We start from the raw sequence: 13658 nt of genomic DNA on the forward strand, positions 1-13658 counted from the left end.
GACAAAAAGACTGCCAGTGATGGAAGTCTGAACCGTATCAATGACAATGACTGATTTTGCTAGTAGCCGGATGAGGTGAAAGTCTCATGTCCGGTTTTGAACGGGAGGGGGAGATGGTAACATCTCTCTCGACCCTAATAAACAGCAGGTGGCGATCGCCCAGAAAAAAGAGCTTATGGTGATTGAGGTAGGACGAGAAATCTGTGGCAACCCAGCAACAGCACAGTCCCGCGAATGGTTAGTCACAAATGGTATTGGGGGCTATGCATCGGGGACGATCGCCTCTGGCCTCAGTCGCCGCTATCATGGGTTATTGATAGCGGCTCTCAAGCCTCCGGTACAGCGAACCCTGCTGTTAACCCAACTGGATGAAACCGTTACCTATGACAACAAGTCCTATCCCCTGTTTACCAATCGATGGGTGGGCGGTAAAATCGACCCTCATGGCGATCGCCAAATCGAAAGTTTCCGTTTAGAGGGCACAACCCCCGTCTGGACATTTGCTTTCGGGGATGGGCTGCTGCAAAAACGGATCTGGATGCAGCAAGGGGAAAATACCACCTACATTCGCTACGATCTGGTGCGGAGTAGTCTGCCTGTAAACTTAGAGATTAAGGCGATCGCCAACACTCGCCCCTACAATACTCTACAAGAAGATTTACAGTTCACGATCCACACCCAGAAGATAGAATCTGGGGTAAAACTGGAAGCGCCGGAAACCGCCATCCCCTGGTATATCTTCAGCCCTGGAGGGGAATTCAGCTTAGAGGACACCTGGATACAAGGCTACGATCTCCCCCTAGAGCGCTATCGGGGAGACGGCGATCGCGATAACCATTTTCACGCCTGCACCCTCACCACATCCCTCAATCCTGGAGACTCCCTAACCCTAGTTGCCAGTACCCAGAGTCAGGTCAATCTGGACTCGAAAGAGGCGCTACAGCAGCACAAACACTACGAACAGCAGTTACTCCACCGTTGGCAAGCTACACCCTATCTCAACACCGAAAAGGCTCCGGACTGGATTCGACAGTTGATTCTCGCTGCCGATCAATTTATTGTCTGTCGTCCCCTCTCCCATAACCCCCAAGGCAAAACCGTAATTGCGGGTTATCCCTGGTTTACGGACTGGGGACGGGATACCATGATTAGCCTACCGGGTTTAACCCTTTCCACAGGACGCACAGAAGTAGCCAAGCGATTACTAGCTACCTTTGCCCAATATGTGGATCGGGGCATGTTGCCCAATGTGTTCCCCGATGGGGGAGAAGACCCCGCTTATAATACCGTCGATGCTACGTTATGGTATTTTGAAGCCATTCGCCAATATTATCAGGCCACCCGCGATCGCCGCTTTATCGCCGAACTATTCCCCATATTAGCCGACATCATCGACTGGCATTGTCGGGGAACTCGATATAACATTCACCGCGACTCCGAAGACGGCCTCTTGTATGCGGGAGAATCCATGGCGCAACTGACCTGGATGGATGCTAAATATGGGGATTGGGTAGTGACTCCCCGGCAAGGAAAGCCCGTGGAAGTCAACGCTCTGTGGTATAATGCATTGCATACCATGGTCGGGTTTGCTCGGAAATTAGGCAAAGAAGATCGGGAGTATGAAAAACTGGCAGACCAGGCAAAACAAGGATTTAAGCGCTTTTGGAACTGTGAAGCTGGATATTGCCACGATGTAATAGATACTCAAAAAGGAAACGATCCGAGGTTGCGACCCAATCAGATTTTTGCCGTCTCCTTACCCCAAAGTCCCCTGAGTCCAGAACAGCAACGGAGGGTGGTCGATGCCTGCGGGCGATCGCTGCTCACCTCCTATGGGTTGCGATCGCTCAGTCGAGACGATCCCCAATATACCGGGCGTTATGGTGGAGATTTAGCCCATCGAGACGGAGCCTATCATCAAGGTACAGTCTGGGGATGGTTATTGGGGCCATTTGCGATCGCCCACCTCAAAGTCTACAACCAACCCGATCGAGCGCTCAGTTTCCTCACCCCCATGGCGCACCATTTACACACTCATGGCATGGGAAGCATCAGTGAAATCTTTGATGGCGATCCGCCCTTCACCCCCAGAGGTTGTATCGCCCAAGCTTGGAGCGTGTCCGAAACCCTACGCGCTTGGCAAGTCATTAACCAGCACCGAAAAGTATAAACCTTTTCTGTAGCTCCAACGTAGCGTATAGATTCAGAATATCAATGATTCACCTCACCGAAATCTGACCCATTAGCGATTAAGATCGGGATAGGTGAAACAATAATATCGATCCAAATCATGCCGAAAATGACTCAAACCACCAACGCTCGTGACCTGTTCCAAAGCGCTTACGAAAACCGTTATACCTGGGATGACAAATTTCCCGGAATCAGTGCTGAGATTGATATTGAACAAGGCAATGAAATCTACAGTGGCTCCATTCAGATTAACCGAGATCTAACCGTTGAAATTTCCGGGATTGAGAATGAGACGGTGAAAAAATCCGTGGAAACCCAACTCAAGGATGTGGTTACCCACCGCAAACGGAGAACCTTTGAGGACACCCATGGCAAAAACAGCTTTACCCTGGGCGAAACTGATGATACCGGGGCCGTAGAAATTAAGGTTTCCGGTGCATCTATGGGGTCAGAATATAAACTGCGCGATCGCGTCATTTGCTACGTGCAACGGGTCGTCGGTCAAATGACCTTTTATATCGATACCCATGAAACCTTGGATACGGGAGAGGGATATCTACCCACTCGCTATGAAGCCGTGTTCCGCAATACAGAAAGCGGTGAAATCATGCAGCATGTTCACTTTGAAGACCGCTATCAACTGATTGGAAATTATTTTATACTCACCCATCAAACCCTAAATACGGAACGCCCAGACGAAAAGGTGACCACCCAGTTTACTTACTCCAACATTAAACTATTAGAGCCGAGCTTAGTTTAAGCCGATCCCCTAATTTCCTCAATCGCGCTAGGATAATTGAAGGAATTTTTAGTCCATTGTGGTGAATTAAACCTATGTCTAGCACTTTAACCCCTCCCCTGGAACTAACCCCAGATAATGTGGAAGCAGTTTTAGATGACCTCCGTCCTTACTTGATGGCTGATGGGGGAAATGTGGAACTGAGCGAAATTGATGGCCCCATTGTGAAACTCCGTTTACAAGGCGCTTGTGGATCTTGTCCGAGTTCTGCAATGACCCTGAAAATGGGAATTGAGCGCCGGTTGCGCGAATTTATTCCCGAAATTGCTGAAGTTGAACAGGTTCTGTAGCGCACTGCGCTGGTAATGCCCTTCGACTCCGCTCAGGGCAAGGGTAATGGGTAATGGGTAATGGGTAATGGGAGGTTATCAACCTCTGTGTTCACTCCCCTATCTCCCCATCTCCCCATTCCCCCACAGAGGGCGGAAAGCGCTGTACCTGAGACACAACTACTCTGTACCCTGAAGATGGGTTAGCCCTTGGGCTGACCCATTTTTTCATGGCCATCTGTCAGCCAAAAATGACATAAAAGATTGATATTGACACTTTTTATTGTAATTGTTAGACTCGAACTATGAAAACATTGCAACAGCTTTCACAAGAGCAGCCCCTCTGGTCTCTAGAGGAATTTGCCCAGGTGTTAAATGAGTTGTTGCCTCAATTTCTACCGGATCATAAATCCCACTCCCGGCGATCGCGTGAAGAGGTCAACCCTCGTTTAGTCCGCCATTATGCCAGCCAGGGATTGCTTGATGAGCCATTAAAACAGGGGAGGGAGGCCCGTTATACTTACCGCCATCTCTTACAAATGTTGTTAATCAGACGATTACTCAGTGAGGGATTCGGGGTGAGTGCCCTGCAATCCTTTGTAGTGGCAAAAACGAATACCGAGTTAGAATCCCTGTTGCAGGGAGGGGTGCAACTTTCCTTAGAACCCGCCAATCCAGCTCTGGCGTTTCTGGAACAAGTGAAACAGCGATCGCCAGAAGCCTCCCCTGGGAGCCAACGGAACATCAGTCCCCCTAGCCGGAAAACCCCCGCCGTTTCCGAGGCAACAAAACCCACCCCAGAAAACTGGAAACACCTAGAAATCTTACCGGGTTTAGAAATTCATCTGCGATCGGATGTCACCCTACCCACCAGTCCCCAAGAGCAGGAAAACCTGGTGCAAGCCATTGCCCAGGCCCTCTTAGCTCTGCGTTACCCTTAAGTGCTTTGGAGAGCGTGTTTATGCAACCTGCGATCGAATTTATCCCCCTCCGTGCCGCTTTATGCACAGAAATTCCCACCACCCTAGATCTTTTAATCCGCCTTACGCCCCCTGCACCCCAGGTTACCCTGGAACGGCCACCCATCAATCTGAGCCTGGTGCTAGATCGCTCCGGTTCCATGGCCCAGCGTAACAAAATCACCTTCACAAAACAAGCGGCTGCCTATGCCGTCAATCAATTGCAACCGAGCGATCGCGTCAGTGTGGTCACCTTTCACAACAATATTAATACCCCTGTTCCCAGTCAACGGGTACAGAATAAATCCTATATCCTGCAACAAATCCAACAGATCAATGCTGGGGGAGGAACCGCCCTTCATGGGGGTTGGATAGAAGGAGGAGTACAAGTCAGTCAACACCTGCAACCCAATTTTCTCAACCGGGTGATTTTGCTCTCGGACGGCATTGCTAACGTGGGCGAAACCAACCCCGATGTGATTGCCACCGATGTCCATGGACTCGCCCAGAGGGGAGTCAGTACAACCACCATGGGCGTGGGCGATGACTATAACGAAACCCTGTTAGAGGCGATCGCCGCCAGTGGCGACGGCAACTACTACTATATCGAAAGTCCAGACCAACTGCCCGACATTTTCGCCATGGAATTGCAAGGCCTAATGGCTACCCTAGGCAAAAACGTCAGTTTAAGCTTCACCCTCCCCTCTCAAGTGCAACTGCTCGATGTCTTCAACGACTTTGCAACCCTCCCCAACGGTCAATATCAACTCCCAAACCTGATCGCGGGAAACCCCTTCACCCTTGCCTTACGGTTGCAAATCCCCCCCCAAACCCTACCCTCGATCCTCACCCTGCATCTAGCTTGGGATGATGTAGAAACCGGTCAACGCCAACAGAGCGATCGCTCCCTTACCTTACCCTGGGTCAACCGGCAAAGCCTAAACGAATTTCCCTTTAACCCAGAAGTACAGCAAGAAGTCGCCGCTCTCCTCGCCTCCCGCGCCAAAAAAGAAGCCGCAGAACAGGCAAGACTTGGGCACTATGACCGAGCCGAACAAGCGATCTCCAAAGGAATGGAAGTCATTCAGTCCGCCCCCGCCTCCCCAGCCATGAGTCAAGAATCAGACTCCTTGCACTCTTTGAGTACCAACTTGAAACGGCGAGAATACCAGCAATTTAGCAAACGCAGTCATTTTGAATCCCACGCTCGCAGTCGGGGATGGGGACAGTCCCATTATGGTGAATATCAAGAACAGCGCCAAAAGAGAGTGGGTACTTCCTCCGCCGTTCCCCAGTCAGGACAGGGAGCAAAACCTTGGCAACAGGTGGGAGACCGGATTAAAGTCGTTAAAGGAGACATTAGCCAGATTGCCGTTGATGCCATTGTTAATGCCACCAACCCCCTGATGACCGGCACATTTGGAGTTGATGCGGCCATTCACCGAGCCGCCGGGCCAGAATTACGCCAAGCCTGTAACGCCCTGGTTACCTGTGATGTGGGGGAAGCCAAAATCACTCCCGCCTTTAATCTCCCCGCCCAATATGTGATTCACACCGTCGGCCCCGCTTGGCAAAACGGACGCGCCAAGGAAGAAGAACAGCTCACCAACTGTTACCGCAATGCTCTCAATTTAGTGCTGCAAAAGGGACTCAAAACCATCTCTTTCCCCTCCATTGCTACCGGTGCATTAGGCTGTCCCCCAGACTGGGCCGCTTCTATTGCCCTACGCGCCATTAGTGAAGTTCTGCAACAACAACCTGCGATCGAGCAAGTGATTATTGTCTGTTGGGACAATCGCAATTACCAATGTTATCAAGCCCTAGGTCATATCAAATAGGGTATTACCTAGGACTTGATATAATCTAAGGAATTACCAATTTTATCAGCAATTCCGGCAATCCAAGCTTCATCTTGTTTCGTATAACTGCGCGGTGCATTCGCGCCTAAGATCATTACGCCATTTTCTGCCAAGGGTTGACAAATCACCCCTTGGGTGTTCTCAGGTAAATAATCAAATTCAATTTTGCCCGGATAAATATTGAGATTGACTAAATAAACCGGTTTGCCTTTATCGAGAACCCGTTGCACAATGGGGCCGGGTTTGACCTCAGACTTTGGCCCTAAAATGCCTCGGCGCAGAATCACTTGACCTCGATGATAAATGACGAGCGATCGCGTAACTGTATTGGTCAGCAATAATTGAGAAGCCCAAGCTAACTCAGTTTTGACAAAATCGGGTAACTCATCAGATAATTCAAAGCCTTCTTCTCCAATTAACTGAACGCGCTCAGGGGGGACAGGTTGAATCTGTTGCCAGAGTAATCCGGTTAAAATTAACAGGGCGCTAATCATCACCCCTAACACATCAGAACGGCCTTGGGAGGGGGTTAACTCTGGGGTAAATAGCCGATTCACCATTAACAGAGTTCCCCCAATTATGCCGACAATAATCGGCATAAGGCGTAAAAATCGGTTGGAGTCGGTGGGTTTGAGAGTCAAGATAGTGAATAATTAGGTAAAGAATATCGTGATTTTACATTCTATGGCTAGAACTCGATTTGTGGTTTGTCGGCTGATGCTCCATTTAGCGGGCGATGAGATCGCGCCTTTGCTCGGTGTTTTAAATCAAAAGGCACAAGAGGCGATCGATGCAGAAGGAGATTTAGGGGTTTTGGGCGAGGGCTTAGTGGAGATTGCACAATCTTTACTGCAATTGGAATCCTATTGGCGATCGGCAGCGAATGAAGGGGATGTAATGTGGAAGGAAGCGGAAGCGGCCGATTATGTGCAAGAGTTGTTTACGGATTCGGCCCAGCGCTATCTGAGTCAACCGGATTTAGGCGATCCTGAAGAGGAGGAAGATCTTTTATCCCTGCCGATTACGGAGAATATTGTGGTGATGATGACGATCGCCTTTGAAGGACAATCACCCGATCTAGAAACGGATTTAGCCAGCTTCAGCGCCCTAAGTCAAGGATTAAAGGCGATGATTAATCTCCATTATCAAGAGCGACTGCGAGCGGTTCAAGTGCATTTTTCTCCTGCTCGATTGGGCGATCGCCTCACGGAGGATCAACTGTTACTAAATTTCTCTGAACTCATCCCCCTCTAGCTCATGGCACAATGGCCTTATTGAAACCCGATAATATCACCTGATTCATTCTATGTGGCGTAAATTCTTAACTGTCTTTCTGTGTTTTACCTTACTGCTGACCACAACCGCTTGTGGCGGATCGTCCCAGCAAAAGGTCAGTTCAACCCAAACCGCGAGCGCTCCGGTGCGTAACTCCGTCTCTAGTGGAGAATATCCGGTACAACAAGCGACTTATGATGATGGCACGGGGGAGTATCGTTTAATGTTGCTGAATACTCCGGCTGGTAGCGCTCCCCTGTTTCGTACCACCGATGTGCAGATGGCGCGACTGACTGATGAGCAGATTCAAGCCGGAAACAGCACTTATGCCGAAATTGAGGGCGATCGGGCTATCCTCTATATGACTCCGGATTTCCAAATCCAATATGTTCATAATGTCACCGAAGAGCGCACTAACCCGCAAACGGGACAAACGGAAACGGTTGTCGTGCGTCGAGAATCTAATTTTTGGACACCCTTTGCTGGTGCGTTAGCGGGACAGGCAGTGGCGAATATGCTCTTTAGTCCCAGCTATTATGTGCCCCCGGTTTATCAAGCCGGAACCGTGATGACCGGTTATGGTGGCTATGGCAGTACCTATAGCCAAGCGGTGAACAGCTATCAAAGTCGTTATAATCAACCGCCAGCCGCCGTTAAAAATCGTCAAACTCTCCGCACGACTGGAAATTTAAGGTCTCCCAGTACAAGCACGAATCGCAAACCCAATTCTACCAATTCCAATCGCTCAACGGGTTCTGGGTATGGTGGCTCTAATTTGCGCTCGTCTGACAACTCCAAACCCAAACAGCGCCAGCCTAGTTTTGGCAGTGGTGGATCGTCTCGTCGCTCTTCTGGATTCAGTAGCGGTGGTCGCAGAAGACGGCGGTGAATATTGACATTTAGGCCTTGGAAATGGAAGTTAGCGATCGCCGACGATCGCTAACTCGTCATCATCCGGATCGTCAAACATGCTCGCAAATTTCATCACACCCTATCTAAGTAGGTCAGAGTTGGTCTAAGGTTTTCCGAACGGTAGCGCCATGGCTTAAAATAGATGATACCGATCGCAGAGGTAAAACCCATGAATGAATTACAGTGGACGGCTGAGGCTCAGGTTAAACTGAAGAATATTCCCTATTTTGTGCGATCGCAAGCCAGAGGCCGTATCGAACAACTCGCTCGCGAATCCGACTCAGAAATGGTTACCGCAGATTTAGTCGAACAAGCTCGCCTAGAGTTCGGTCAATAGAATTAGCTCCTTTTGCCTTCTCCCCAAATGGCTAAGGCAACGCCCAACAACAAAATGACGGCCCCCGCAAACACCAATGGGGTAGGAACTTCGGCAAAGATAACATAACCGAGCCAAGTTGCCCCTATGGGTTCACAGAGAATCGCCAGAGCAACCGTCGTGGGTGAAATCCAACGTACCGACCAATTTAAGGAGGTATGACCCATGAGTTGGGGCAATATAGCCATCAGAGCCACATACAGATAAAAATCAATCGAATAACCCGTATAGGGAACGCCCAAGAGAAAGGGAATGGGGAATAAACACAGGGCAGCTAGGGTATAAACCGAAGCAATATAATGGCCCAACCCTAATCCTTCCTGTTGGGCTTTTTGTCCCAGAATCAGATACAAACTCGCAGACCAAGCCCCCATTAAGGCCAAGGCATTACCCAGCAGAGAAACAGAGCCGGTTGGAGTCGCGCTGTCCCCTCCAAAGGCAATCATAATTCCCCCAGTTAAGGCAATGAGAATGCCCAAAACCGTGAGTTGAGTGGGTCGTTTGCCTTGCCAAACCCAGAGAATTAGGGCCACCCAAAGGGGGTTTGTGGTCACTAGGGTGGTGGCCGCCGCAATCGAGGTATAGGATAGGGAAGTAATCCACAGGGAAAAATGGACGGCTAAACAGAATCCAGCCGCGATCGCCCATTTCCAAGCCTGTCGCGATGCGCCACTGCGCTTCACCCCTTTCCACAAGGGAACACACAACAGGGACGCTATAGCCAAGCGCAACACCGCCAACACCAAGCTAAATCCAGCCCCAGCCCTTCCCCCAGACTCAAGACACAAGCGCACAAAAACGGCCGAAGTGGCAATGGTTAAAACTCCAAACCCCAAAACCAACCCCACCCACCACATTGCTGGTTTCTTCATGGTTCAGTCACGGGAGTAATCGGATTGAGATGTTTTTCGATCAACTTCAGCAGTTGCTCCGGTTTCGCCGGTTTCGTCAGAAAATCCGTTGCCCCTGCCAACTTCGCCTTGGTGCGATCGATAATATGATCTCGACTGGTCAAAATAATAATAGGAGTCTCACTAAACAAAGACGTTTGCCGCAAAAAACTGCACAAATTATAGCCGGTTACCGTCGGCATTACCACATCCAATAAAATCAGATCGGGTTGATTTTGCGCTAATTGGGCAATACCAGAAATCGGGTCATGAATTTTCAGCAATTGATAACCAGCAGGAATCAAAATATGGCCCAAGGCATGGCCAACCAGGGGACTATCATCAATACAGGCAATTAGAGGGCCAGAGGTTTGGGTATCCGATTCCCCATTCAGGGTTTGATCCATCCTAGGAGTCGTCCAAGACACCGGTGGATCGAGATCCCGTAAGGATTGAAAATCAATGATCCCCTGTTTCCAAAAATGACGAATACTGCGAGATAAAGTATAGAGAGATTGCTTCATTTCTAAAGCAATATCCCAAATCGGATTTTCTCCGTTGAATAACTCAATCAATTTGGTTGACGTTTGGGCATTCACTCGTTTAGGCAGCTCCCGGTTTAACATGGGCGCTAAATCTGGAGATAGGGAAGTTAATTCCATCTTCTGCCATTGTTTAGACAGGTTTTCGGTTCTTTCAATTAGGGGTGGAATTTTTAAAGCCAGGGACGATCGCGGAGTGGCCGTGTTTCCCGATAAGCGTTTGCTGGGTTTCCACCGACTCGAAAGGTCATCAGAAGAGTGGGTCAGCAGGGCAAATAAGATTTCAATGGCACTATAGGCAATCACCGATTGCGCTTGACTGAGGTTGATTCGATGTTGCTGTAGAGCGTAGCGCAGCAGATAATATTCCCACATGCTTGTGGGCTTTTTGAGTTCGATGGCACTCCAATCAACGGAAAACAGCTTAATATAGCGATACCATCGGCGACTGCGATGAATTCCTCCTGTGGCATAGAGCAGATGACCCAGATAAAAGAATAAGTGCCAAGTTTGATCTTGAGCGGTAACAATTAACTCACCAGTAGCTTGTTGGTGGTAGATTTGCCGGAGATAACGCTCCATGAGATAGCACCCATTGCGATCGGAAGCAAGCAGATTAGATGGGAACACCATCCAAGAGCTACTCAATCCTAGAAGAAAGAAATTTGTTTTTATTCTAGATGGGTTCACAAATGCTCGTAAAGAGAAAAGGGATCTCAACCTGAAGTTGGGTAAACCCTCAATGTTGGTTAAAATTATGAAAAGTGGTCTGTGCGTTATGTTGTCTGAGGCTTCTGTTGTGCCAAAACCGATTTATTTTGCTTTGTTGGTGTGTTTGTGGAGTGGGGTGAGTGGTCTACAGCCCGCCTGGGGCCAGGCGATCGTTCCCCGTACCTTGGAGTTAGAGTACAAAGAGTTGGAGGACGAAGGGCTTCAGTTGGCTCGACAAGCGGAACAACTGGCCCAGTTCCAACAATATCAACCGGCTCTTCCTCGCGCTCAGTTGGCGGTTCAACTTTTACCCGATGATATCCGGGCTTGGTTTTTGCTCGGTCGCTTGTATTTGCAGACGGATGACGTGGAGCGGGGAATCGAGTCTTTGGAGAAGGCCAGATCGCTAGAACCCCAGAATGAGTTGGTTTTGTTTACGTTAGGTTCGGCCCATTTCCAAAACGAGGACTACCAAAAGGCGGCCGATTATCTCCAAGAAGGGTTAAGATTTAAGCCCGATCAACTGGCAGCTCTGTTTGATTTGGGGAATACTTACTATAAGCTCAATCGCTGGAGCGAGGCGATCGCCCAATATGAAAAGGCCATGAGCCAAGATGAGATGTTTTGGCCAGGGGTTAATAATATTGGTTTGATTCAGTATGAACAGGGTCAGATCGATCGAGCGATCGCCTCTTGGCGCAAAGCGGTGAGCATTGAATCAGAAGCGGCTGAACCCCAGTTAGCTTTGGCCGTGGCATTATATGTGAAAGGCGATCGCGAACAGGGTCTGAGAATGGGATCGGCAGCCCTCGAACTCGATCCCGGTTATGCCGATCTGGAGTTTCTAGAAGCCAATCTTTGGGGTCAGCGTCTATTGGCTGATACGAAAATGTTTCTGGAAACCCCTAGAATTCAAGAAACTCTAGCACAACTCTCTGAGGCAGAGTTCAACATGCAACGTTGATAACAATTAACAATTAATAATTAACAATTGTTAATTATTAACTCTGCCAGCAGTGAAGAATACTCGGACGTGCAGCCGGTTGGGGAAAGATCTTTTCCCAGTCGGCTTGGCGATCTTGGGGAGACTCCAGGCTCAAATTCCATAGGGTTTCGTAGAAAAAGAAGGAGACCCCGGCAAATTTGCCGTTTCTGAGTTCAGCCACCTGTTGTTGAACTTGGCTCATGGGAACGGGTCTATTTTTCAATCCCGTTAATACTCCAATTCCGACCGGAATATGATCTAAGGCAACTTGTACTTCTGGTCGCTTCAGTTCCAATTGAAACCGTTCTAGGTCATCGCGATAGATTTGAATTAACAGTTCTTCTACAAACCCTTGTCGCTCCCAGCTAAACCAATCCTGAAGGTAGCGACTATAGGCAAAATGCTGGGGATTGGGAGACAGGGAAACAATGGCATCGGGGCGTTTACTTTTGACAGCCGCAAAAATCCGCGCCATTACTGTGGTGATGCGATCGGCTCTCCAGCGTATCCAGGCTGCATCCTCTGGATTTTCTGGGGGGAGTTGGCCATTATGCTCTGATTGATACAATTGACGGGTATAGGCATCATAGCCCAGCTCTACGGGCAAGCCAAAATGATCGTCTAACTGAATGCCATCAATATCGTAGTGGTTCACCAATTCAGTCACCAAATCCACCATTAACTGCTGCACTTGGGGATGAAACGGATTTAACCAAACCCTTGGATGAATTCCCTGCATCACCACTTGGGAACCATCAGAACGGTTGGTAATCCAGTCTGGATGACGCTTGGCCAACTCAGACTCAGCCGGAGCCATAAATCCAAACTCCAACCAGGGTAGTACACTCATCCCTCGTTTATGGCCTTGCTCGATCGCTTCTTTGAGCATATCTCTCTTCTGTAAACCCGGAATATTCAGTACCGAACGTCCCGTTAACTCCTTTCCCACTTGACTGGGATAGAGGGTATAGCCCTCATTCCACACTGTCGGATAAATGGTATTAAAATGGAGCCGATCGAGTTGTTCTAGAGCATCTGTGAGGCGATCGCTCGAAAACAAGACATCGCTATCCACATTGGTTAACCATACCCCCCTCAACTCTGTAGCGGGTAGGGGTCGAGACTGAGAAAGTGCTGGAACCACAGCCAAAACCCAGGCCAAAACAAGGCTCATCAACCCACTCAGTACAATGGTTCTCTTTGGCCGATGAGGAAACCATCTCCTATGTACAGGGCTACCCCAATTGACGGATAACATGGCCTTAATCCTGGGGCAATAACGATTTAATTTTATCCACAAACTCTTGATGATCGATCACGGGTTTGGAGATATAGCCATCCGCTCCACTCTGTTGAAGGAAATTCTCGCGATCGCCTTGCATCGCATGGGCAGTCACTAGAATAATCGGAATTCCTGATATAGTATCATCCCCTTTAATCATTTGAGTAATTTTAATCCCATCAACCGATTTCCCCTGATACATGCTATTGGCTAGGGACACATCCATGAGAATAATATCCGCTTCCTTGCGGCTGACGATCTCCATGACCTCATCCACATTTTCGGTATGCTTAACATTGAGTCCACCACGTTTGGTGAGGATTTTAGAGAAAACCCGCGCATTAATGGGATCATCTTCTACGATTAGAACAGTTTTCATGATCGATTCTCTTAATTTTCAACTCCAGAATACATAAAGGCTCAGATTCCCAGTTGCTAGATTGCTTGGCTAGATACACCTGTCTAGATACTACCGTATGAGTGTATGAGACAACCCCTGCTCTTGCATAGTATAGAGAGGAATGAGAAATAGATTGAGCTGCCCATCTCCCCCTAATTGCCGTATTCCACCGTTACCGAGCCGATCCTAACCATGCTCAACTGCCCGAT

At 48.8% G+C, this 13658-nt stretch carries 14 protein-coding genes; 9 read left to right on the forward strand and 5 right to left on the reverse strand.

Translation table 11 applies throughout. The features are described 5' to 3' along the window. The first annotated feature begins 175 nt into the window (after positions 1-175). From PJF56_RS17275 to PJF56_RS17295, 5 genes are all read left to right on the forward strand, one after another. Positions 176-2170: an amylo-alpha-1,6-glucosidase gene (locus PJF56_RS17275; protein WP_283763942.1), complete on the forward strand. Its 1995-nt coding sequence runs from the start codon at positions 176-178 to the stop codon at positions 2168-2170. 129 nt (positions 2171-2299) lie between these two features. Continuing rightward, a complete protein-coding gene (locus PJF56_RS17280) occupies positions 2300-2950 on the forward strand; it encodes a DUF3386 domain-containing protein (protein WP_283763943.1) in 651 nt (216 codons plus the stop codon). A gap of 74 nt (positions 2951-3024) precedes the next feature. Further along, positions 3025-3279: a NifU family protein gene (locus PJF56_RS17285; protein ID WP_283755199.1), complete on the forward strand. Its 255-nt coding sequence runs from the start codon at positions 3025-3027 to the stop codon at positions 3277-3279. 284 nt (positions 3280-3563) lie between these two features. Then, positions 3564-4199: a MerR family transcriptional regulator gene (locus PJF56_RS17290; RefSeq protein ID WP_283763944.1), complete on the forward strand. Its 636-nt coding sequence runs from the start codon at positions 3564-3566 to the stop codon at positions 4197-4199. Positions 4200-4219: 20 nt separating this feature from the next. Continuing rightward, the gene (locus PJF56_RS17295) at positions 4220-6055 is read left to right on the forward strand and encodes a macro domain-containing protein (protein WP_283763945.1); all 1836 of its coding nucleotides are present in this window, start codon (positions 4220-4222) and stop codon (positions 6053-6055) included. Between the two features lie 8 nt (positions 6056-6063). Here PJF56_RS17295 and PJF56_RS17300 read toward each other — a convergent pair whose 3' ends face one another. Further along, entirely contained in the window at positions 6064-6675 is a 612-nt protein-coding gene (locus tag PJF56_RS17300) for a cofactor assembly of complex C subunit B (protein WP_347179576.1), read from the reverse strand. An 85-nt stretch (positions 6676-6760) separates the two neighbouring features. Between PJF56_RS17300 and PJF56_RS17305 the strand changes: the two genes are divergently transcribed. The 3 genes from PJF56_RS17305 to PJF56_RS17315 all read left to right on the forward strand — a co-directional run bounded on the left by PJF56_RS17305 (position 6761) and on the right by PJF56_RS17315 (position 8600). Continuing rightward, positions 6761-7330 (forward strand): DUF1517 domain-containing protein, encoded by a 570-nt coding sequence (locus PJF56_RS17305; RefSeq protein ID WP_283763947.1) that lies wholly within the window; start codon positions 6761-6763, stop codon positions 7328-7330. Positions 7331-7382: 52 nt separating this feature from the next. After that, the gene (locus PJF56_RS17310; protein ID WP_283763948.1) at positions 7383-8240 is read left to right on the forward strand and encodes a hypothetical protein; all 858 of its coding nucleotides are present in this window, start codon (positions 7383-7385) and stop codon (positions 8238-8240) included. A gap of 192 nt (positions 8241-8432) precedes the next feature. After that, positions 8433-8600: a PCP reductase family protein gene (locus PJF56_RS17315; RefSeq protein ID WP_283763949.1), complete on the forward strand. Its 168-nt coding sequence runs from the start codon at positions 8433-8435 to the stop codon at positions 8598-8600. 2 nt (positions 8601-8602) lie between these two features. On the opposite strand, the gene PJF56_RS17320 is transcribed toward PJF56_RS17315, so the two are convergent. Both PJF56_RS17320 and PJF56_RS17325 read right to left on the reverse strand, forming a co-directional pair. Beyond that, complete coding sequence (locus PJF56_RS17320) at positions 8603-9511, reverse strand: DMT family transporter (protein WP_283763950.1); 909 nt, start codon at positions 9509-9511, stop codon at positions 8603-8605. Next, positions 9508-10704: a response regulator gene (locus PJF56_RS17325; protein WP_283763951.1), complete on the reverse strand. Its 1197-nt coding sequence runs from the start codon at positions 10702-10704 to the stop codon at positions 9508-9510. The genes PJF56_RS17320 and PJF56_RS17325 overlap by 4 nt, the downstream gene beginning before the upstream one ends. A 166-nt stretch (positions 10705-10870) precedes the next feature. Between PJF56_RS17325 and PJF56_RS17330 the strand changes: the two genes are divergently transcribed. Further along, on the forward strand, positions 10871-11746 hold the full coding sequence (locus tag PJF56_RS17330; protein WP_430540897.1) for a tetratricopeptide repeat protein: 876 nt from the start codon (positions 10871-10873) through the stop codon (positions 11744-11746). A 37-nt stretch (positions 11747-11783) separates the two neighbouring features. Here PJF56_RS17330 and PJF56_RS17335 read toward each other — a convergent pair whose 3' ends face one another. Continuing rightward, positions 11784-12941: a glycoside hydrolase family 10-like protein gene (locus PJF56_RS17335; protein WP_283763953.1), complete on the reverse strand. Its 1158-nt coding sequence runs from the start codon at positions 12939-12941 to the stop codon at positions 11784-11786. An 88-nt stretch (positions 12942-13029) separates the two neighbouring features. Next, entirely contained in the window at positions 13030-13428 is a 399-nt protein-coding gene (locus PJF56_RS17340) for a response regulator (protein WP_283763954.1), read from the reverse strand. Positions 13429-13658: the final 230 nt, after the last annotated feature.

Origin of the sequence: Roseofilum halophilum BLCC-M91, assembly GCF_030068445.1 — a bacterium.
Lineage (GTDB): Bacteria > Cyanobacteriota > Cyanobacteriia > Cyanobacteriales > Desertifilaceae > Roseofilum > Roseofilum halophilum.

Bases quoted from the DNA above. Each gene is read 5' to 3' on its own strand.
- PJF56_RS17275 (WP_283763942.1), top strand. From the start codon at position 176: ATGGTGATTGAGGTAGGACGAGAAATCTGTGGCAACCCAGCAACAGCA.
- PJF56_RS17280 (WP_283763943.1), top strand. From the start codon at position 2,300: ATGACTCAAACCACCAACGCTCGTGACCTGTTCCAAAGCGCTTACGAA.
- PJF56_RS17285 (WP_283755199.1), top strand. From the start codon at position 3,025: ATGTCTAGCACTTTAACCCCTCCCCTGGAACTAACCCCAGATAATGTG.
- PJF56_RS17290 (WP_283763944.1), top strand. From the start codon at position 3,564: ATGAAAACATTGCAACAGCTTTCACAAGAGCAGCCCCTCTGGTCTCTA.
- PJF56_RS17295 (WP_283763945.1), top strand. From the start codon at position 4,220: ATGCAACCTGCGATCGAATTTATCCCCCTCCGTGCCGCTTTATGCACA.
- PJF56_RS17300 (WP_347179576.1), bottom strand. From the start codon at position 6,675: ATGCCGATTATTGTCGGCATAATTGGGGGAACTCTGTTAATGGTGAAT.
- PJF56_RS17305 (WP_283763947.1), top strand. From the start codon at position 6,761: ATGGCTAGAACTCGATTTGTGGTTTGTCGGCTGATGCTCCATTTAGCG.
- PJF56_RS17310 (WP_283763948.1), top strand. From the start codon at position 7,383: ATGTGGCGTAAATTCTTAACTGTCTTTCTGTGTTTTACCTTACTGCTG.
- PJF56_RS17315 (WP_283763949.1), top strand. From the start codon at position 8,433: ATGAATGAATTACAGTGGACGGCTGAGGCTCAGGTTAAACTGAAGAAT.
- PJF56_RS17320 (WP_283763950.1), bottom strand. From the start codon at position 9,511: ATGAAGAAACCAGCAATGTGGTGGGTGGGGTTGGTTTTGGGGTTTGGA.
- PJF56_RS17325 (WP_283763951.1), bottom strand. From the start codon at position 10,704: ATGGTGTTCCCATCTAATCTGCTTGCTTCCGATCGCAATGGGTGCTAT.
- PJF56_RS17335 (WP_283763953.1), bottom strand. From the start codon at position 12,941: ATGAGCCTTGTTTTGGCCTGGGTTTTGGCTGTGGTTCCAGCACTTTCT.
- PJF56_RS17340 (WP_283763954.1), bottom strand. From the start codon at position 13,428: ATGAAAACTGTTCTAATCGTAGAAGATGATCCCATTAATGCGCGGGTT.